At 64.6% G+C, this 19919-nt stretch carries 18 protein-coding genes; 8 read left to right on the forward strand and 10 right to left on the reverse strand.

What is annotated here, in order from left to right:
* Positions 1 to 35 precede the first annotated feature (35 nt).
* A complete protein-coding gene (locus RSE12_06840) occupies positions 36 to 500 on the forward strand; it encodes a thioesterase family protein (protein WRH64043.1) in 465 nt (154 codons plus the stop codon).
* On the opposite strand, the gene RSE12_06845 is transcribed toward RSE12_06840, so the two are convergent.
* The 6 genes from RSE12_06845 to RSE12_06870 all read right to left on the reverse strand — a co-directional run bounded on the left by RSE12_06845 (position 497) and on the right by RSE12_06870 (position 7337).
* On the reverse strand, positions 497 to 1294 hold the full coding sequence (locus RSE12_06845) for an ATP-binding cassette domain-containing protein (GenBank protein ID WRH64755.1): 798 nt from the start codon (positions 1292 to 1294) through the stop codon (positions 497 to 499). The genes RSE12_06840 and RSE12_06845 overlap by 4 nt on opposite strands.
* The gene (locus RSE12_06850) at positions 1294 to 2160 is read right to left on the reverse strand and encodes an ABC transporter ATP-binding protein (protein ID WRH64044.1); all 867 of its coding nucleotides are present in this window, start codon (positions 2158 to 2160) and stop codon (positions 1294 to 1296) included. The genes RSE12_06845 and RSE12_06850 overlap by 1 nt, the downstream gene beginning before the upstream one ends.
* On the reverse strand, positions 2157 to 3005 hold the full coding sequence (locus RSE12_06855; GenBank protein WRH64045.1) for an ABC transporter permease: 849 nt from the start codon (positions 3003 to 3005) through the stop codon (positions 2157 to 2159). The genes RSE12_06850 and RSE12_06855 overlap by 4 nt, the downstream gene beginning before the upstream one ends.
* Before the next feature lie 10 nt (positions 3006 to 3015).
* Entirely contained in the window at positions 3016 to 4026 is a 1011-nt protein-coding gene (locus tag RSE12_06860) for an ABC transporter permease (protein WRH64046.1), read from the reverse strand.
* A gap of 148 nt (positions 4027 to 4174) precedes the next feature.
* Positions 4175 to 5698: an ABC transporter substrate-binding protein gene (locus RSE12_06865; protein WRH64047.1), complete on the reverse strand. Its 1524-nt coding sequence runs from the start codon at positions 5696 to 5698 to the stop codon at positions 4175 to 4177.
* Between the two features lie 58 nt (positions 5699 to 5756).
* Positions 5757 to 7337, reverse strand: a complete 1581-nt coding sequence (locus RSE12_06870) for an NAD(P)/FAD-dependent oxidoreductase (GenBank protein WRH64048.1) — start codon at positions 7335 to 7337, stop codon at positions 5757 to 5759.
* A gap of 127 nt (positions 7338 to 7464) precedes the next feature.
* Between RSE12_06870 and RSE12_06875 the strand changes: the two genes are divergently transcribed.
* From RSE12_06875 to RSE12_06895, 5 genes are read left to right on the forward strand one after another with little or no spacing between them, the layout of a single operon-like run.
* On the forward strand, positions 7465 to 8256 hold the full coding sequence (locus tag RSE12_06875) for a cyclase family protein (GenBank protein WRH64049.1): 792 nt from the start codon (positions 7465 to 7467) through the stop codon (positions 8254 to 8256).
* A 3-nt stretch (positions 8257 to 8259) separates the two neighbouring features.
* On the forward strand, positions 8260 to 9825 hold the full coding sequence (locus tag RSE12_06880) for an NAD(P)/FAD-dependent oxidoreductase (protein ID WRH64050.1): 1566 nt from the start codon (positions 8260 to 8262) through the stop codon (positions 9823 to 9825).
* Positions 9822 to 10310: a MarR family transcriptional regulator gene (locus tag RSE12_06885; protein ID WRH64051.1), complete on the forward strand. Its 489-nt coding sequence runs from the start codon at positions 9822 to 9824 to the stop codon at positions 10308 to 10310. The genes RSE12_06880 and RSE12_06885 overlap by 4 nt, the downstream gene beginning before the upstream one ends.
* A gap of 1 nt (position 10311) precedes the next feature.
* Entirely contained in the window at positions 10312 to 12459 is a 2148-nt protein-coding gene (locus tag RSE12_06890) for an indolepyruvate ferredoxin oxidoreductase subunit alpha (protein ID WRH64052.1), read from the forward strand.
* The gene (locus RSE12_06895; GenBank protein WRH64053.1) at positions 12456 to 14018 is read left to right on the forward strand and encodes an indolepyruvate oxidoreductase subunit beta family protein; all 1563 of its coding nucleotides are present in this window, start codon (positions 12456 to 12458) and stop codon (positions 14016 to 14018) included. Before RSE12_06890 ends, RSE12_06895 begins: the two co-directional genes overlap by 4 nt.
* A gap of 123 nt (positions 14019 to 14141) precedes the next feature.
* On the opposite strand, the gene RSE12_06900 is transcribed toward RSE12_06895, so the two are convergent.
* Positions 14142 to 14633 (reverse strand): flavin reductase family protein, encoded by a 492-nt coding sequence (locus tag RSE12_06900; protein ID WRH64054.1) that lies wholly within the window; start codon positions 14631 to 14633, stop codon positions 14142 to 14144.
* A gap of 11 nt (positions 14634 to 14644) precedes the next feature.
* Positions 14645 to 15736, reverse strand: coding sequence for an LLM class flavin-dependent oxidoreductase (locus RSE12_06905; protein ID WRH64055.1), 1092 nt, complete (start codon positions 15734 to 15736; stop codon positions 14645 to 14647).
* A gap of 116 nt (positions 15737 to 15852) precedes the next feature.
* Here RSE12_06905 and RSE12_06910 point away from each other — a divergent pair, with 116 nt between their 5' ends.
* On the forward strand, positions 15853 to 16407 hold the full coding sequence (locus RSE12_06910; protein WRH64056.1) for a winged helix DNA-binding protein: 555 nt from the start codon (positions 15853 to 15855) through the stop codon (positions 16405 to 16407).
* Between the two features lie 6 nt (positions 16408 to 16413).
* Here the strand turns inward: RSE12_06910 and RSE12_06915 are convergent, their stop codons facing one another.
* Together RSE12_06915 and RSE12_06920 are read right to left on the reverse strand one after the other, a co-directional pair.
* On the reverse strand, positions 16414 to 17916 hold the full coding sequence (locus tag RSE12_06915; GenBank protein WRH64057.1) for an NAD(P)/FAD-dependent oxidoreductase: 1503 nt from the start codon (positions 17914 to 17916) through the stop codon (positions 16414 to 16416).
* A gap of 53 nt (positions 17917 to 17969) precedes the next feature.
* Complete coding sequence (locus RSE12_06920) at positions 17970 to 18737, reverse strand: SDR family oxidoreductase (GenBank protein WRH64058.1); 768 nt, start codon at positions 18735 to 18737, stop codon at positions 17970 to 17972.
* 185 nt (positions 18738 to 18922) lie between these two features.
* Here RSE12_06920 and RSE12_06925 point away from each other — a divergent pair, with 185 nt between their 5' ends.
* Positions 18923 to 19909 carry an AraC family transcriptional regulator gene (locus RSE12_06925; protein ID WRH64059.1) on the forward strand — a complete coding sequence of 329 codons (987 nt, stop codon included), beginning with the start codon at positions 18923 to 18925 and terminating at the stop codon, positions 19907 to 19909.
* The last annotated feature ends 10 nt before the right edge of the window (positions 19910 to 19919 follow it).

A 19919-nucleotide genomic window follows, 5' to 3' on the forward strand; every position in this document is an offset into this window, starting at 1 on the left:
GGTTGCGGCCTTTTGGCGGGAAAGGGGAGGACAGGATGACCGTTTGCTTCACGACCGACAGGATGCTGCGCTTTGGCGATTGCGACATTTCCGGCACGGCCTATTACCCGGCCTATATGAACATCCTGAACGGGGTGGTCGAGGAGTTCTGGACGCATATCGGCTGGCCCTGGCATGAGATCATCTGGAAGGAACGCTGGGGGACGCCGACGGTGCATCTGTCCTGCGATTTTTCCAAACCGTCTTTCTTTGGCGACAAGCTGACCTTTCGGCTGACGGTGCTGAAGGTGGGCAAATCCTCGCTCAGATTGGCGCATACGGTGCATTGTGGCGAGGAACATCGCTGGTCGGTCGAGCAGGTGCTTGCGGCAAGCTGGCTGGACAGCCACACCTCGATGGTCTGGCCCGAGGATGTGAAGGCCAAGCTGGAAAGCCTGATGGGGCCTGCCGAGGTGCCGGAGCGGCGGCCTGTCGGTGGCCCTCAGGCCCCGGCAAGTTAGGCCCAGACCTGCGCCGGATCGGGCAGCGGGATCGCGTCCAGCAGGTCGCGGGTATAGGCGGCCTGCGGGGAGGCGAAAAGGTCGGCGGTGGGGCGATCCTCGACGATCCGGCCTTGATGCAGCACGATGGTGCGTTGGCACAGGCGGCGGATGACTGACAGGTCATGGCTGATGAAGGCCAATGTCAGGCCGAGATCGGCCACCAGCCGCTCCAGCAGGTTCAGAACCTGCGCCTGAGAGGAGACGTCGAGGCCGGAGACGATTTCATCGGCGAGGATGAAATCGGGTTCCAGCGCGATGGCGCGGGCGATGCCGACACGCTGGCGCTGCCCGCCGGACAGTTCATGCGGGAAGCGTGTGGCGAAGGATTGCGGCAGGCCGACATGATCCAGCGCGCGGGCCACGCGGGCGCGAACGCCGTCCATCCCGTGCAGGCGCAGGGGTTCGGCGATGATGGTGCCCACCCGATGGCGCGGGTTGAGTGAGGACATCGGATCCTGAAAGATCATCTGAAACCGCCGCCGCATCGGACGCAGGGCGGGCTCTGACAGATGGGTGATATCGGTACCGCCAAAGCGGATGGCCCCGCCGGACGGTTCCAGAAGCCGCACCAGCGCACGGCCCAGCGTGGATTTGCCCGACCCAGAGCCGCCCACGATGCCCACGACCGCGCCTTTGGGGATGGTGAAGGACAGACCTTTGAGGATTTCGATGCGCGGCGCGGCCCCGAACAGGGGTTTGGCGGTCATGTCAGCCAGCGACAGCGACAGGTTTTCGATCTGGTAAAGGTCCATCACGCGGCCCCGCCTTTATCGAAAGTCGCCACTTCGGCGCGGACGGCGTCGATCACCGCGTCGGGGACAGGGTGCAGCCCGGCGGCGGGATCGGTGTATTTCGGCGTCGCGGCCAGCAGGGCGGCGGAATAGGCATGGCGCGGGGCGGCAAAGAAATCGGTGACCGCGCTGTCCTCCACCACCATCCCGGCATAGAGCACGGAGAGGTGCTGACAGACCTTGGATACGACGCCAAGATCATGCGTCACGAACAAGAGCGCGGTGCCATGGCGGGCCTGCATCCCGGCGATCAGCTTCAAGATCTGTTTTTGCACCGTCACATCCAGCGCGGTGGTGGGTTCATCGGCCACGATCAGTTTGGGTTCGGCGGCAAAGGCGCTGGCGATCAGGATGCGCTGGCGCATCCCGCCCGAAAGCTCATGCGGATAGGACCGCAGCACACGGTCGGGGTTCGGAATCTGCACCTCTTCCAGCAGGGCGCGGGCGCGCGCGTCGGCATCCGCGCGCGTCCAGCCAAGGATATCGACCAGCCGATCGGTGATCTGCGGCCCGATGCGATGGGACGGGTTCAGCGCAGTGAGCGGGTCCTGCGGGATCAGCGCGCAGGTGGCCCCGATGCGGCGGCGGCGCTCGGCCAAGGGCAGGGTCAGCAGGTCGGTGCCATCCAGTACGATCTGGCCCCCGATGATTTCCACCGATGGCGGCAGGATGCCCAGCACGGCCTTGCCGATCATCGATTTGCCGGCGCCGGATTCGCCGACCAGCCCGCGCACTTCACCCGCCGCGACATCCAGCGACACGCGGCGCAAGAGGGGCGGGCCGTTTTTCAGCCGGACAGACAGGTTGCGGATGGAAAGATAGCTCATCTCAGCACCGGATCGAAGCGGTCCTTCAGCCCTTCGCCCAGTTGCGAAAAGGACAGGACGGTGAGGAACAGCGCGATCAGCGGGAAGACCAGCACCCACCACGCCTGATGGATGGAGGTGCGGCCTTCGGCGATCATGCCGCCCCAAGTGGGATCATCGGTAGAGATGGAGAGGTTCACGAAGGACAGGATTGCCTCGACGATCACCGCGATGCCCATTTCAAGGGTGAGGAGAACCACGATGGTGGGCAGGACATTGGGAAGGATTTCGCGCACCATCGTGCCCAGCCGCCCCCGCCCCGCGACGCGGGCAGAGGCCACGTAATCCATCGCGCCCTGTGCCATCGCCTCGGCCCGCACCACGCGGGCGAAGCGGGTCCAGTCGATCACGACGATGGCGATGATGATGGAGGTCAGGCCGGGGCCGAGGACGGCGATCAGGAGGATGGAAAACAGGACGGGCGGAAAGGCCATCCAGATGTCGATCAGGCGCGAGATGACCATATCCACCCAGCCGCGCAGAAAGCCTGCGAGCAGGCCCAGCGTTGCCCCGACCAAGCAGGTGATGCTGCCGGCCATCAGCGCCACGATCAGTGCCAGCCGCGCGCCATGCAGGATGCGCGACAGCACATCACGGCCCAGCGAATCCGTCCCCAGCCAATAGCCCGGCTCGGCCCCTGTCATCCAGAAGGGCGGCAGGCGACCAAGAAACAGGTCCTGTGCCAGCGGGTCATGCGGCGCGATCCAAGGGGCCAGCAGGGCGGCCAGCGCCAGCAGGGCCAGCCAACCGGCCGACAGCCACAGCCGCAACCCCGCGCGGCGGCGGATCAGGGACCGCCCGTCCATGCCTTTGGCGTCAAGCATGGCGCAGCCGGGGGTTCAGGACGGCATAGAGCAGATCGACGATCAGGTTCACGACGGTGAAGATCACCGCGAACAGGATCACGATCCCTTGGATCAGCGGCAGGTCGCGGTTGATCACAGCGTCGATGGCCATATTGCCAAGGCCCTCATAGGAAAACAGCCGCTCGATGATCACTGTGCCGCCGATCAGAAAGGTGAATTGCACGCCCACCAGCGTCAGCGTGGGCAGGATGGCATTACGCAGCGCCTCGCGCAGGATGACCCGCGTCTCGCCATAGCCTTTGGTGCGGGCCAGCGTCACATAATCAAGGTTCATGGTTTCCTTCAGGCTCTGCTTCAAAAGCTGCCCGATGATCGCGGCCAGCGGAATCGCCAGCGCCAGAGCGGGCATGAACATATGCGCCACCAGATCGGCCCAGAGGTCGAACCGCAGGCGGAGCAGGCTTTCGAACAGGTAGAAATCAGTGGTGAAGGGCAGGTCCAATGATGGCGAAACGCGCCCCGAGATGTGAAAGACCGGCCAAAGCACGCCAAACAGCAGGATCAGCACGAGCCCCCACAGGAAATCGGGCACTGACAGGGCCATGCCATTGGCCACGTCAATCGCGCCCTCACGCCGGCCGCCGCGAAAGCGTGTGCCGGTCAGTGCCGCCGCACCGCCCAGGATCACGGCCATGACCAGCGCCATGATCGACAGTTCCAGCGTGGCGGGCAGGCGGCCCAGCACGAGGTCCAGCACCGGCTGGCGCGTGGTGATGGAGGTGCCGAAATCGCCTTGCAGCACCCCGCCAAGCCAGATGCCGAATTGCGTGAGGATGGGCTGATCCAGCCCGTAAAGGGCCGAGAGGCGGGCGATGTCTTCTTCCGTCGCGCCGGGGGGAAGCATCATGGCAATCGGATTGCCCGGCACCACCCGGATCACGAAGAACACGATCACCGCCACCCCCGCCAAGGTGATGGCGGTGGTCAATAGCCGGATCGCAACGAATCTCAAGAACGCCATTCCCACCCCGTGACAGAACCGATCAAGGCACTGCCCTTGCCCATTTCATCTTGGCCCAAATACCCAAATCGACGCATCACCCCCGCGCCACGCCCATCAGGCGCGAAAGGGGGGTCCGGGGGGGCGGTTGCCCCCCCGGTTTGCCGGATCAGGCGCGCTTCATCAGATGCGGCAGCAATGAGCCCGAGGCATGGGGCGTGACCACCACACCCGGCGCGTGCAGGATGGGTTGCACATATTGCAGCAGCGGGATCACCAGCGCGTTGTCAGCGATGTATTTGTCCACCGCTTTCCAGCCATCGATGCGCTTGGCCTCGTCCGCTTCGCCCCACAGGGGGCCGATCATGCCGATCAGATCCTCGCCATCCCACACCGAATGGGGCGAGGGGCCGAACATCGCGAAGCCGGTCGAGGTGGTCGGATCGCCCACCGAATTGCCCCAGTTGTAGAAGGCGGCGGGGGCAAGCTGGTCGGCGGCGCGGAGTTCGTAATGCTTGGCGATTTCATAGACCTCGATCTCCGCCTCGATCCCGACCTTGCGCCAGAGGCCGACGATGGCTTGGATCATTTCGTAATCCTTGGGCTTGAAGCCCTTGGTCGTCTGGATCTTGAACTTCACCGGGTTGTCGGGGCCAAAGCCCGAGGCGGCCAGCAATTCGATGGCCTTCGCTTCGTCATAGGGCACAGCGATGGAGGCGTCGAAGGCATCGTATTCCGGGGTTTGCAGCGTGTCGATCTTGACGCCGTAGCCCGACAGAAGACGGTCGATGATGGCCTGCTTGTCGATGGCATGGGCGGCAGCCATCCGCACGTTCGGATCGGTCATCACCTCGATATCGTTCAGGAAGATCATCCCGATATCGGAAATGGGCGCGGCCACGCCGGCCAGCGGGCCGCCTTTCAGGCGGTCATATTCCTCATACGGCATTTCCAGCGTGACGTGGGAGTTGCCGGATTCCACCTCGGCCACGCGGGCGGCGGCATCGGGGACGAACTTGATCGTCACGGTGTCGAAATCGGGCTTGCCGCCCCAGTAATTGGCATTGGCCTTCAGGCGGACAAAGGCGTTGCGTTCGAATTTCTCCACCATGTACGGGCCAGTGCCGATCGGCGCGGCCTCAAAACCCTCGGCCCCGACCTTTTCGTAATAGGCCTTGGGCAGGACGTAGCCGGTCAGGAAGTACATCCATTTGAAGATCGTGGGGTCGAACTGCGCGACATCCGCGATGACGCGGTTGCCTTCGACCCGGTGGTTGGTCAGCGTGCCCCAGACGAACTGGATCGGGCTGCCGGTTTCGGGGTTGGCGACGCGGGCGAGGTTCCATGCCACGTCATCGGCGGTAAAGGGCGATCCGTCATGCCAGGTGACGCCTTCACGCACGGTCATCCAGACCTGTTTCTTGTCATCGCTCCAGCCCCATTCGGTCAGCAGGCCGGGGGCGGGGGACAGGTCGGGCTGTTGCAGGATGTATTGGTCAAAGACCGATTGATAGAGGCCCTGAATGGTGGGGTTCACCGCGCTGGGGCCGACGGTCGGGTCCCATGAGGGCAGGTTGACGTTATAGGCGATCACCAGCTCGTCGATGGCCTGCGCAAAGGTCGGCAGACCGATGGTGCCTGCGGCCATGGTGGCGGCAGAGAGCTTCAGAAGGCTCCGGCGGTTGAGGTTCATGGTCATTTTCCCTGTTGGTGGTTTTTGGTTTTGTGGTTGTGGTTGTGGTTGGACGCTATCAGGTTCCGGCGAGTTTGCGGGCGAGAAGAAAGCCCGACCCCGCCCCGGTACCCGCGCCGGGCCAGACGGCGGCCCCAGTCAGGTGCAGCCTGTCGATGGGGGTGGACCCGTCGGCATGGCCGCGCGCAGGGCGGAAAAGGAAATGCTGTGACAGGTGATGGCTGCCGCAGACCTGATCGCCGCCGATCAGGTTGGGGTTGTCGGATTCCAGATCCAGCGGCGTGACGATGCGCTGACCGATGATCTTGGCGCGCGTGCCAGGAGCGTGCGCCTCAAGGATCGCCAATGCGCGGTCGGCGAAGGGCTCTGCGGCCTGCGCCCAGTCGGTTGACGTGATCTGGCCTTTGGCATCGCCGGTGATCGTGCCGGGGGCCATGCGCACCTGTACCCAGAGGATGTGTTTTCCATCCGGCGCGCGGGAGGGATCGAACACGGTGGGCTGGCCCACGACGAGGATGGGTTCATCGGGCAGAAGGCCTGCCTGCGCCTGTTGGTAGGTGCGGGCCATTTGGTCAAGGCTGGGCGCAATGTGGACATAGGCATGCGATTGCAGCGCCGCCCCTGCGCGCCAGTCGGGCAGGCCGTCCATCGCGAGGTGGATCATCATGGTGCCGGGCGCGTGGCGGAAGCCCGTCATCGCGCGGTCAAAGGCGGGGGTGGTGCCACCTGTCAGGCGGGGCAGGGCGCGGGGGGCAATGCCCGCGATCACCGCGCGGGTGGCGGTGATCTGGCGGCCGTCTGCCAGTTCGATGCCCGTGGCGCGGTTGCCGGAATGGATGATCCGCGCGACGGAGGCGCCGGTTTCCACCACGCCGCCGCGCGCCTGAATGGCGGCTACCAGCGCGCGGGTCACGGTATCGGCCCCGCCTTGGCCGATCACCATGCCGAAGGCCTGGCCTGCCATGCCTTCGAGATAGGGGAACATCGCGCCGCCCGCGACATCGGGGGCGAAATCGAGATGCATCCCCCAGGCGCCCAGCAGGGCGCGGATATGGGGATGTTCAAACGTCTCTTCCAGCCAGGCGCGGGGCGAGGCGATGAGGAAGCGGGCCATGTCCAGCGTTCCGGCCAGACCCTTGGCGCGGAGTGTTTTGAACATGAAATATGCAAGCGCACGGAATTTCATTTCGGCCCCGAGCAGGCCGAAGAGATGCGGTGCTTCATCCCCGAATCGGGCGGCGAGGGTGGACCATGTGTCGGCATCGCGGGGCGACAGGGCCCGTAGGCTGGTCAATGTATCGGCCATGTCGGTGGACACACCCGCCCATGTGCCATCGGGGAAACTGGAGGCGAAGGGGCGGTTCACCGGCACGAAAGCGCAGCCGTGGCGGGTAAGTTCGGCGCCGTAGGCCTTGAAAAAAGGGCTTCCCGCAAAGAGCGACAGGTTCATCGCCGCCCAGTCATGCCGGAATCCGGGCAGCGTGTATTCGCCCGTCTTGACCGCTCCACCCACGGTGGCGGCTTGTTCGAACAGGCCCACGCGCCAGCCCTTGGCCGCCAGATGCAGCGCGGCGGCCAGCGTGTTGTGGCCCGCCCCGATCAGGACGGCATCGAATGTGGCGTTGGAACCTGCGGTCATGTCTTCCCCGACAGAGTGACGCAGGGATATTTGCAAATGCATTTAAATCTGTCTAGCATGATTCCATGAATGCCGGGACAACCGGCGCAGCTTATGCCGGGATGGACCGGCCAACAGGGAGATGGTGATGACCTCTGCAAGCGTGCTTCAGGCCATGGCGGGAATGCTGGCATCCGGCGGGATCGAAGTGGTGGATTGTTCCGGGGTGCTGGGGCCGGAAACGCCCCTGCTGAAACTGCCGCCAGATTTCGCCAAGGACACCCCGCCGATCAAGATTCACCGCATCAGCGAATATGACAAGGACGGGCCGTTCTGGGCGTGGAACTGGCTGGAACTGGGTGAACATTCCGGCACGCATTTCGATGCGCCGCACCACTGGATCACCGGCAAGGATTATCCGGACGGCTATACCGATACGCTGGATGTGCAGCGGCTGGTGGCTCCGGTGAACGTGCTGGATTTCAGCAAGGAATGTGCGTCGAACCCGGATTTCCTGCTGACCATCCAGCATGTGCAGGATTGGGAATCGCGCAACGGGCCGATCAATGCGGGCGAGTGGGTTGTCCTGCGGTCGGACTGGGACAAGCGCGCGCATGACGAGGCGGCCTTCCTGAACGCCGATGCCACCGGGCCGCACACGCCGGGGCCGACCGCCGAAGTGATCGAATACCTGCTGTCCAAGGGCATCGTGGGTTGGGGCAGCCAGTGCATCGGCACCGATGCGGGGCAGGCGGGCGGCATGAACCCGCCCTTCCCGGCGCATAACCTTTTGCACAAGAACAACTGTTTCGGTCTGGCCAGTCTCGCCAATCTGGACAAGCTGCCTGCCAAGGGGGCGATCCTGATCGCCGCGCCGTTGAAGATCAAGCAAGGCACGGGGTCGCCGATCCGGGCGCTGGCGCTGGTTCCCAAGGGCTGATCCATGCGGCCTGATCACGTCATCATCGGAAGCGGGATCAACGCGCTTGTCGCCGGGGCCATGCTGGCCCTGAAGGGCGAGCGCGTGCTGCTCTTGGAGCGGGAGTCGGTGCCGGGCGGGTGCCTGCGGACCGAAGAGATCACGCTGCCGGGCTTCAAGCATGACGTGATGGCGGCGACATGGGTGCTGTTCATGACATCACCGGCGGGGGCCGCGCTTGGCCCCCATCTGGCGCGGCACGGGTTCGACTATTGCCATACACCGCATCCGACCGCCGTATTGCGGCCGGATGGATCGGCGCTGGTGCTTACCACCGACCGCGCGGCGAATATTGCGGCGTTCAACGCGCGGGCGGCGGGGGATGGTGATGCCCATGGCCGCGATGTGGGCGGGGTGGAGGTAGATGCGCCCTTCCTGTTCGCGCTGCTGGGTGGGGCCTTGTGGTCTTGGCCCACGGCCAAGCTGCTGTGGGGGCAGGTGCGAAAGCGGGGCCTGCGCGGGTTGGCCGCGTGGTTCGGGCGCGCGCTGGTGCCGGCGCGGGGGTGGCTGGAGACGACCTATACCTCGCCCGATGTGCAGGCGCTTTATGCACCCTGGGTGCTGCATTGCGGGCTGACGCCGGAAAGCACCTATTCCGGCCAGATGGGCAAGGTGATTGCCTTCGCGCTGGAGGCGGCGGGCGCGCCGATCGTGAAGGGCGGGTCGGGGGCGGCGGTGGCCGCGTTCCGCGCCTTGATCGAAGAGAAGGGCGGCGAGATTCGCTGCGGCGCGGATGTGGACCGGATCATCGTGAAGGACAGTCATGTGCGCGGCGTGGCGCTGGTGGGCGGGGAAGAGATTGCCTGCCGGTCCGTGCTGGCATCTGTCGCGCCGGGGCAGTTGCAGGGGCGGCTGTTGCGGGATGTGAACTTGCCCGAGGATCAGGTGGCGGCCAAGGTGTTCCGCCATGGGCGCGGGAATTTCCAGCTGCATTACGCGCTGGACCGGCATCCTGAATGGCTGTCGCCGGGGCTGGATGATGTGGCGCTGATCCATTTGGCGGACGGGATCGACTCGGTGTCCAAATCCGCCAATGAGGCAGAGCGGGGGATGCTGCCTGCGGTTCCCACAATCTGCGTGGGTCAACCGCACCGGCTGGACCCGTCGCGGGTGCCAGAGGGCAAGGCGGTGCTGTGGCTGCAAATCCCCGACGCGCCAAGGGTGGTAAAGGGTGATGCAGCGGGCGCGATTGCCACCGACGGCGCGTGGTCCGAGGCGGTGAGAGAAGGCTTTGCCGACCGGATCGAGGGCATCCTGCGCCGCCACATCAAGGATTTCGATAGGGTCAAGCTGGCGCGGCGGGCCTATTCGCCCGCCGATCTGGAGGCGATGAACGTCAACCTTGTGGGGGGTGACCCTTATGGCGGGCTGTGCAGCATCGACCAGTTCTTCATCTTCCGCCCTTATGCCCATTCCACCAATGGCACGGGCCTTGTGCGCGGGTTGATCCATATCGGCGCGTCTACCCATCCGGGCCCCGGACTTGGTGGCGGGTCGGGCTTCCTTGCGGCGAAAAGGTTGGGCGCATGACGGATCAATCGCCCCCGGAAAAGCCACCGTCATCTTTGCCCCGGCTGGGGGAGATCGGGCTGACGAATTACGCGCCCTATCTGATGAACCGCATCATGGGGCGGTACAACGCCAGTTTGCGCGATGAGATGGCGGGGCAGGGCCTGACAACGCCCAAGATGCGGGCCTTGGCGGTGCTGTCGGTGATCGAGGGGCCGCTGATCCGGGAACTGGCGGTCTATTCGGTGGTGGAGCAATCCACCCTGTCCCGCGCGCTGGACCAGTTGGCGGCAGAGGGCCTGATCCGGCGCGAGGCGGATGCCAGCGACAGCCGCGCGACGCGTATTTTCATCACAGAAGGTGGGCGCACGGCGTTCGAGGCGCTTTGGCCCCGGATGGCCGAGGCACATGCCCGCATGTTCCGCGGTATTCCCGATGATGAGCGGCGGGCATTTGTGGGCACGTTGCAGAAGATGCTGACCAATATCCGCAAGCACGAGATCTGACATGGCTGAACGGTCCTTCAAGGCGGAAGTGGAACATCTGCGGCTGGGCGAGGGGGAAACCTTCACCGGCGAGGGGATTCTGGCCATCACCAAGGCGCTGTTGGAAAACGGGGTGGGCTATGTCGGCGGCTATCAGGGTGCGCCGATTTCGCATCTGATGGACGTCTTGGCCGATGCCGAAGAATTGCTGGGCGAGTTGGGCATCCGGTTCGAGGCCAATGCCAATGAGGCGGCGGCGGCGGCGATGCTGGCGGCATCTGTGCATTACCCGATCCGGGGGGCGGTGACGTTCAAAGGATCGGTCGGGGTGAACGTGGCCTCTGACGCGCTGGCGAACCTGTCATCATCGGGGGTGAACGGCGGCGCGCTGGTCATCGTGGGCGAGGATTATGGCGAGGGTTCCTCGATCATGCAGGAACGCAGCCATGCCTTTGCGATGAAATCGCAATTCTGGCTGCTGGACCCGCGCCCGAACCTCCCTTGCATCACCAAGGCGGTGAAGGACGGGTTTGAACTGTCCGAGGCATCGAATACGCCCGTCATGCTGATGGTGCGGATACGGTCCTGCCATGTGACCGGGTCTTTCCAGACGCGCGACAACCAGCGCCCGACGCTGAGCGTGAAGGATGCGCTGTCGAACCCGCAATCCGATTTTGCCCGTGTCGTGCTGCCGCCCATGTCCTTTGCCCATGAGCAGGACAAGATCAAAAATCGCTGGCCCAATGCAGAACGGTTCATCCGCGAGCGCGCGTTGAATGAGGTGTTCGGTCCCAGCACCGCCCCGGTGGGGCTGGTGTTGCAAGGCGGCATGTATAACGGCGTCATCCGCGCCTTGCAGCGGTTGGGTCTGGCGGACCTGCACGGCAATACCGAGGTGCCGCTTTATGTGCTGAACGTGACCTATCCCCTGCTGGCAGGCGAATTTCTGCAGTTCTGCGAGGGCAAGGATCAGGTGCTGGTGATCGAGGAAGGCCAGCCGGAATTCATCGAACAACAGTTAACGACCTATCTTTATCGCGCGGGATCGTCGGTAAAGCTGCGCGGCAAGGGCATCCTGCCGATGGCGGGGGAATATACGGGCCAAGTGCTGCTGGACGGGATCACGGCCTTTCTCAAGGAGGCCGCGCCCCAGATGCTGCCCGCGCTGGTGCGCGCCCCGAATGAGGACAAGCCGCAGATCCCCGATCTGACGAAAACCGTGCCGATCCGCCCGCCGGGATTCTGCACCGGTTGCCCGGAACGGCCGATCTTTGCCGCGATGAAGCTGGTGCAGAAGGAAACCGGCAAGTTGCAGATCAGCGCCGATATCGGCTGCCATCTGTTTGCCGCGCTGCCGCCGTTCGAGATTGGCGGCGCGACCATGGGCTATGGCCTTGGCCCCGCCGCGAATGCCGCCTTTGATGGCGGGGGGGAGCGGCGGCCTGTGGCGATCATCGGGGATGGGGGCTTCTGGCATAACGGGCTGTCGTCCAGTTTCACCAACATGGCCTTCAACAAATCCGACGGCGTGGCGGTGATCGTGGACAATTACTATTCCGCCGCCACCGGCGGGCAGGACATCATGTCGTCGCGCGCCGACAACCCGACCAAGGCCACCAAGCACCCGATCACCAAGGCGCTGAAGGGCATCGGGATCGACTGGGTCCGTCAGGTGGACCGCACCTATGATGTGGGCCATATGCGCGACGTGCTGCGCGAGGCGCTGACGACAGATGCGCCGGGGCCGAAGGTCATTGTCGCCTCCAGCGAATGCATGCTGAACAAGCAGCGCCGGGAAAAACCGCTTGCGGCCAAGGCGATCAAGGAAGGCCGCCGGGTGGAGGCGCCGCGTTTTGGCGTGGATGAGGATGTCTGCACGGGCGATCATGCCTGTATCCGCCTGTCGGGCTGCCCGTCATTGTCCGTCAAGAAGCTGGACGATCCGCTGCGCGACGATCCGGTGGCCAGCATCGACCAAAGCTGTGTGGGCTGCGGGAACTGTGGTGAGGTGGCGGATGCCGCTGTCCTTTGCCCCTCCTTCTACCGCGCGGATGTGATCCATAACCCGTCGAAATGGGAAACACGGCTGGCGGCTTTCCGCACGCGCGTGATCGGCTGGTTGCAGGCCCGCCGCGCCGCGCGGCGGCTGGATTTCGGGGGGGCGGCATGACGGTGCATGACATGGTGTCGGGTGCCTTGCCCGCCAAATCCGCCGATCCGCGCCTGTCGGGGATCATCAAGCTGGCGATCCTGGCCGTGGGTGGGCAGGGCGGTGGGGTTCTGACCACCTGGATCGAAGATCTGGCGCGGTCCAACGGCTATGCCGCGCAGGCCACATCCGTGGCGGGGGTGGCGCAACGGACCGGGGCCACGGTCTATTACATCGAGATGGCCCCGCATCGGGCGGGTGATCCGATGCCGGTCTTTTCGCTGATGCCGGCGGCGGGCGATGTGGACATCATGATTGCCGCGGAAATGATGGAGGCCGGGCGGTCGATCATCCGGGGGTTCGTGACGCCGGACCGGACGACGCTGATCGCCAGCACCCACCGCGCGCTGGCGGTGTCGGAAAAGATGGTGCCGGGGGATGGTATCGCGGCATCGGATGAGGTGATGGCAGCGGCAGAGATCGCGGCGCAGCGCTTCATCGCGGCGGATTTCGACGCGCTGGCGATTGCGAACGGGTCGGTGATTTCCGCCTCGCTTTTCGGGGCGCTGGCGGGGTCGGGGGCGCTGCCCTTTGACCGCGCGGCGTTCGAGGCGGCGATCCGTGCCAGCGGCAAGGGAGTGGAGGGGTCGCTGCGCGCTTTTGGCGCGGCGCTGGTCGTGGCGGCAAACCCGGTGGCCGAGGTGGCCGCGCCAAAGCCCAAGGCGGTAGCGGCACAGGTGACAGGCCCCGCCCGGCTGACGGCAGCCTGGGACACACTTGCCGCCCGCGTCGCGGCCCTGCCCACGCCGGTGGCCGAGATGGCCCTTCCAGGCCTGCGCAAGGTGGTGGATTTTCAGGACATCGCCTATGGGGGAGAATACCTGGACCGGCTTGCCACAGTTCTGGCGCAGGACAGCGCGGCGCAGGGCTGGGCCCTGTCGCGCGAGGCGGCGAAGTACATCGCCAACGCCATGGCCTATGACGACATCATCCGCGTGGCCGATCTGAAAACCCGCGGCCGCCGCTTTGACCGTATCCGCAAGGAGATGCGGGTGAAGGAGGCAAACCTTCTGCACCTGACCGAATTCTTTCACCCCCGGGCTGAGGAAATCGTCGGGCTGTTCCCGGCGCGTCTGGGTGCGAAGGTGGAGGCCGATCCGAAATGGATGGCGCGGCTGGATCGGTGGTTTAACAAGGGCCGCCGCCTGCGGACCGACAGCCTGCGCGCCTTTCTGACGTTGCATATCGTGGGGGGCTTGCGCGGATGGCGTCGCCGCACGCTGCGCCACGCGCAGGAACAGGCGCATATGGCGCGCTGGCTGCAAACGGCCCTGGCCGAGACGACGCGCAATTACGATCTGGCGGTGGAACTCATCCGCTGTCGCCGCCTGATCAAGGGCTATTCCGATACGCATGCGCGCGGGCAATCCAAGTTTGACCGCGTCCTTGCCGCCACCGGGCAGATCGCCGCGCGCCCGGATGCCGCCGACTGGTGCCGCCGGTTGCGGGAGGCTGCGCTGAAGGATGAAGAGGGCAAGGCGTTGGACGGGGCTGTGGCCACGATCCGCAGTTTCGCCTGACACCTAGATCTTTTCTAGCCGCTTCATCTTGGCCCAAATACCCAATCTGCCCGCACCGCTGCGCAAGGTTTGGGCAAAAGGAAAATGGGGGGTCAAGGGGGGCGGTTGCCCCCCCTTGCTGCCTTAAGCCTCTAGCGCGCGATAGGCGCCGTTCCAATACATCAACGCCCCGGCGTTCGGGGTGGTGCGGATCGCCCGAACGCGGCCGATCAGGATGGAATGGGTGGCGCGGTCGATCATTTCCTCCAGCGTGCAGTCAAAGGCGGCCGGTGCGCCTTTCAGGAGTTGCGCCCCGGTGACGGCGGTTTCCCATTCCGCCCCTTCATAGCGCGCGGCCCCACGCACCCCGGCAAAGCCGGAGAAACGTTCCGCCACCGGCTGATGCGCCGCGCCCAGCGAGTTCCAGCCGAAATGGCCGTAGCGCGCGAACAAGGGGTGGCTGGAGGCCGAGCGGTTCACGCAGGCCAGCAGCAAGGGCGGTTCGGCCGAAAGCGAGATGGCCGAGGTGACGACCAACCCCGTCGCCTCTTCGCCCTCGCCCACGGTGATCACGCTGCAATTGCCCACAAAGGCGCGCATCGCATCGCGAAACGCTTTGGCGTCCGGTTCGGCCATCTGCCGTTCTCCTATCTGATCCCTGCCGCCTCCAGCCGGGGCAGCACATGGTCACGGAAATAGGGGAACTCTTCGACATAATCGACAAAGGAAAGCGTGGTTCCTGCAAATCCTGTCGCATGCAGCTTCACGATTCCGTCGGCCACCTGTTCGGGCGTGCCGATCAAGGGGAAACCGCCATGCCCCAGCGCAAAAAGATGCTTGATCTGGGCCAGCAGATCGTGGGGAAAGCTGTGGGCATGGGCGAATTGCAGGCGCACCAGATTGTCGACGGCATCGGTATCGGCATTCTGCACGGCGGTGTAATCGGCATAGGCCTTTGCTTCATCCTCGGTCGGGCGGCAGATGACATGGCTGAAGGTCAGCACGTTCACATCGCGCCCCTTGGCCTTGGCCTGCGCCTTCAGTTCCGCGATTTCCACCTTTGAGCGTTCAAGGTCGATGGCGGGGGTGAACAGGAAGTTGGCATTGTCGGTGGCAAATTCGCGGCCTTGCGGGCTGCCTGCCGCGTTGATGATGGGGACCGTGCCGCGCATCGGTTTCGGGTCGCCCTTCACCTTGGCGGCTTTGAAGTACTTGCCGTCCCAGTCGAAATGATCGTCCGATGTCCACAGCTTGCGGATCAGGTCGAACCATTCCTGCGCATAGCTGTAACGGGTTTCATGGTCATCGGGCAGGGTCAGACCCAGCGCCTCATATTCCGGCTTGTTCCATCCCGCGACGATGTTCAGCCCCGCGCGGCCGTGGCCGATCTGGTCGATCGTGGCCATCTGCTTGGCCACCACGACGGGGTGGTTGGCGGCAGTGTGGATGGTGGCGAAGACGGCGATGTTCTTTGTGGCGGCCAGCAGGCCCGCGGCCCAGGTCATGGTTTCCAGCACGCCGCCGTGGAAATCCGTCTCGCCGCCGTAGCCGATCCAGCGGGCAATCGGCAGCATGAAATCGATCCCTGCCTCATCCAGCATTTTCGCCAGTTTCAGGTTGTTGTCCCAGCTGTTGTTCCAGCGTTCGGGCGCCTTGGTGGGCGTCATGCCCGAGGAGCAGTTGGTGGAAAAAGTGCCAAGGCGAAAACGATCGCCCGAGAGCATCGGGTGTTGGGTCATTGTCAGCCGTCCCTGTTGGAGTTTTAAAAGTATTTTATGTTTGAAAGTCTATCGTAAATTCCATTTGCGTCAACGGGCGCGTGCGGCCAGAGTCACGCTGGAAAAGGGCGGGGTTCATGGCAGACAAAATCATTCCAGTTCAAAATGATGCACGGGTGCGGGGGCTGGATTGGCACTGGCATCTGGCGCAAAGCGCGGTCGAGGTGGACACGACCGAGCTGGAATTCGCCCTGATGCGCACGTTTGAGGGATTCGGGCGGTGGCAATCGGAATGTCTGGCGTCGGTCTGCGATCTGGCGGCGACGGGGCCGGAGAACGCGCTGTTGCACATCATCCGAATGAACGACCGCCCCAAGACGATCAAGGATCTGGCGCGGCTGACGAACCGGGATGATGTGCCCAACATCCAGTATTCGCTGCGCAAGCTGATCGGGGCGGGGCTGGTGCTGCGCAAGGGGGCGGGGCGGTCGGGTGTGACCTATGAGGTGACCGAAGAAGGCCTGCGCGTGACCGAGGATTATGGCGCATTGCGGCGGCGGCTGTTGTTGCAGGCGGTGGCCAATGTGCCGGGATTCAGCGAACGTCTGGCCGAGGCCACGCGCACACTGAACCTGCTGTCCGGGATTTACGAGGAAATCTCGCGCGTTGCCGCCACGCACCGCCGGCCGTGACGCAGCTCAGGCCAGCGCGGGGTTTCGTTCGGCGCTGTCCAGCCGGCGGTGCAGGTCGCGTGCGACGCGGGCATAGGCCCCCGGCTTGACCGGCATCTGCCATTCCATGAAGCGCTGCATCGGGCCGATGGACAGGCCCATGTCTGCCAGCAACTCATCCACCTGATGCATGGAAAAGGGGATGATGTTGGTGCCGCGCGCATGTTTGCCTTCGGTCCGTTCCTCCATCCAGCGCAGGCGGGCATCGGTCGCCTCAAGCTGCGCACGCTCGGACGGCAGGTCCAGCGCGCCGCCCAGATGGGCCGCGATCCAGAGCGCGCCCATTTCCGCCGACAGGGGCGAGAAGAAGGAGGAATTATAGCCGTTGAAGGCAAGGTTGCGCACGCCCGTAGGCAGGATGCAGCGATAAAGGCGGAAATTGCCGCGCCCGTCCATGATGCGCGCCTGAAGTGCCGTGTCGAGGAAGGGCACCTCTTGCCGCCATCCGGTGCCGCAGATCACGATATCGGCGGGGATCTTTTCGCCCGATTTCAGCAGGGCAAAGCGGCGGCCGCCTTCGATAACCAACTGGTCAATCGCCGTGTCTCGCTTGATGGTGATGCGGCCTTTCTCCACCAGATCAAAGAAGCCGTCGGTGACAAGGCTGACGGTGGACCGCGCGATGCGTTCAAAGGATCCGCGTGGCAGTGCGCCGCGCTGTTTGAGTTTCAGCTGTTTGGTGATCACCGCCTGCACCGATCCCAGCATGGAATTGCGCACCGGGCGGCCTGCGCCGTGCAGGAATTTCTCAACCCCCTGCAGGCGGATATAGGGAAACAGCGCCTCGCCCATCCGGGTGAGGAAGAGGTATTTGTAATTCAGCACGCCGCCCAGTTTCTTGGGCATCTTCCAGATCAGTTCCCGCGCGACCACGGTCATGGAGGCAGCGGCATCGACCAGCCCCACCGCCACATCGCAAGAGGATTTGCCGTAGCCGATCACCACCACATGCTTGCCCCGCGCCTGTTCCAGATTAAGGAATTCCGACGAATGGCAGATCGTGCCGCCTGCGGATTTGAACGCCTCGGCGCCGGCGAAATCGGGGATGGCGGGGGCAGAGAAGATGCCGTTACAGATGGTCAGGAAATCGAAGCTCTCCGTTTGTTCCGCCTGCCCGTCGGGCCGGAAGGTGACGGTCCAGCGCCCGTCTGTGCCCTGTGCCGCATGGGTGACGGGGGTGGACAGGCGGATCAGGGGGTTCAGGCCAAAGTGATCGGCATAGGCGTTCAGATAGGCCTGCACCTGCTGGCCTGACGGCCATTCGGGATAGTGTTTCGGCATCGGGAAATCGGACAGGTGATAGGTGTCCTTGCCATTTTGCGTCGATACGCCGGGATAAAGCCGCGTGGTGGACCAGACGCCGCCCACGTCATGGACCTTTTCGAACACGGTCACGTCATGGCCGAAGTCGCGCAGGTGGCGCGCGGTGGTCAGTCCGGCAAAACCGGCCCCGATGATGGCGATTTTCATTGTGGTTCCCCGTGGGTTGGGGCGGGGGCCTTATCGCGACCCCTCGCCAAAGGTCAGGACATCAAAAGCGGGATGGCAGGCACCGCCTGTTCCGGGCCCATGGCGGTATAGCCGCCATCGACGCAGAGATCGGTGCCGGTGATGAAGCTGGCCTCATCCGAGCAGAGGAACAGCACGGCCGAGGCGACCTCTTCCGGGTTGGCGACGCGGCCCAGCAGGTGGAAGGGGGCGGCGACGGCATCGGTTTTGGCGCGGTTGCCGTTCGTCAACTGGTCCATGATGTTCGACCAGGTCCAGCCGGGGCTGACGGCGTTCACGCGGATGCCCTTTGGGGCAAGGTCCATCGCCTGATTGCGCGTGAGTTGCAGGATCGCGGCCTTGGACACCGGGTATAGCCAGCGCCCCGTCTGCGCCACGCGTGACGAGATGGAGCCGAAATTGACGATCGCGCCACGGGTCGCGGCCAACTCCGCCTCGGCCGCCTGCATCAGCATGACCGATCCCACCACGTTCACGTTCAGGCTTTCCAGCCATTCCGCGCGGGTGGAGGCGGCGCCGTTGTCCAGATAGGAACAGGCGACGTTCACCAGAAAGTCGATGCGACCGAACCGGTCCTTCGTGGCAGCCACGAGCGCGGTGATCTGGGCATCATCGCGCAGGTCACAGGATTGAAACCCCACCTCGGGCGCGAATCCCTCGCCCGGTGCGATGTCTGCCACCATCACCTTTGTGCCTGCGGCAACAAAGGCATCGACCACCGCGCGCCCGATTTTCGTGCAGCCCCCCGGCACGATGGCCACCTTGCCCGATAATCCCCGCATCCGCGCCCTCCGCTTTTTCCTTTGAATTTGAAAGGATTGTGACGGGCTGGCGGGATGGGTCTATCCGCCGGGCGCGGGGATTATCCGGAAAACGAAAAAATCGACAGGCGGGGCGGGTCTGATTGGCGGCTGTCATGCTAGGCTGAATCAACAAAACAAGGCCAAGGACACAAAGGTCGCCGCTGATGAACCTGCCGCTCCTGCGTCATCATGCTCTGTTTCGCACCCGCGACCTTGATGAGGCGCGCGAGCGGGTGGCGGCGGTGTTCTGCCCGCACCGGCTGGAAACGCTGGGGGCGCGGAACCTGTTTGATGCCTGCCACCACCATCTGGCGGGGGAACGGCTGTCGCTGAACTACATCGAATACGGCGCGCGCACGCGGATCGCGCCGGGGGAGTTGGGCGGGTTCTATCTGCTTCAGATCCCGCTGGAGGGCGGTGCGGAAATCACCAACGGGCGCGACACCTATCTGTCCACGCCGGACCGCGCGGCGATCCTGAACCCGCATCTGCCCACGCGGATGACATGGGAGGAAGGCACGCGGCAGGTTCTGGTGCAGATCTCGCGCCGCGCGATGCAGGATCATTTGGCGGGTCTGCTGGGCGGCCCATCGGACCGACCGCTGACGTTTGATGGGCCGCTGGACTTGGCTTCTGGACCGGGCGCGGCACTACGGCGGCTGGTGCTGTGGCTGGTGGATGAGGTGGATGCGGGCAACCCGCCCATCGGGCCGGGGCTGATGGCGCGGCAGATCGAAAGCACGGTGCTGTCGGGCCTCTTGGAGGCGCGGCACGACCATCACCCCCAGATCGCGCGCCAGCGCGCGGCCCCTCGCCCGCGCCATCTGCGGCTGGCCGAAGGGTTCATCGAGGCGCATCTGGATCAGCCCATCACCATCGAGGATGTGGCGGCGGCGGCGGGGGTTTCGCCGCGCGGGCTGCAACTGGCCTTTCGCGATTGGCGGGGGACCACGCCGCTGGCCTTTTGGCGCGCGGCACGGTTGGCGCGGGCGCATGCCGATCTTTTGTCTGCACCGCCGGGAACGACAGTCACGGATGTTGCGCTGCGCTGGGGCTTTACCCATTTCGGGCGGTTTTCCGAGCTTTACCGCGCGCAGTATGGTCTGTCGCCGCGCGATACCTTGAGGACGGGGGGGCGGGCGGGGGGATAGCGCCCCTCGG

Source organism: Fuscovulum sp. (genome assembly GCA_035192965.1).
Classification (GTDB): domain Bacteria; phylum Pseudomonadota; class Alphaproteobacteria; order Rhodobacterales; family Rhodobacteraceae; genus Paragemmobacter.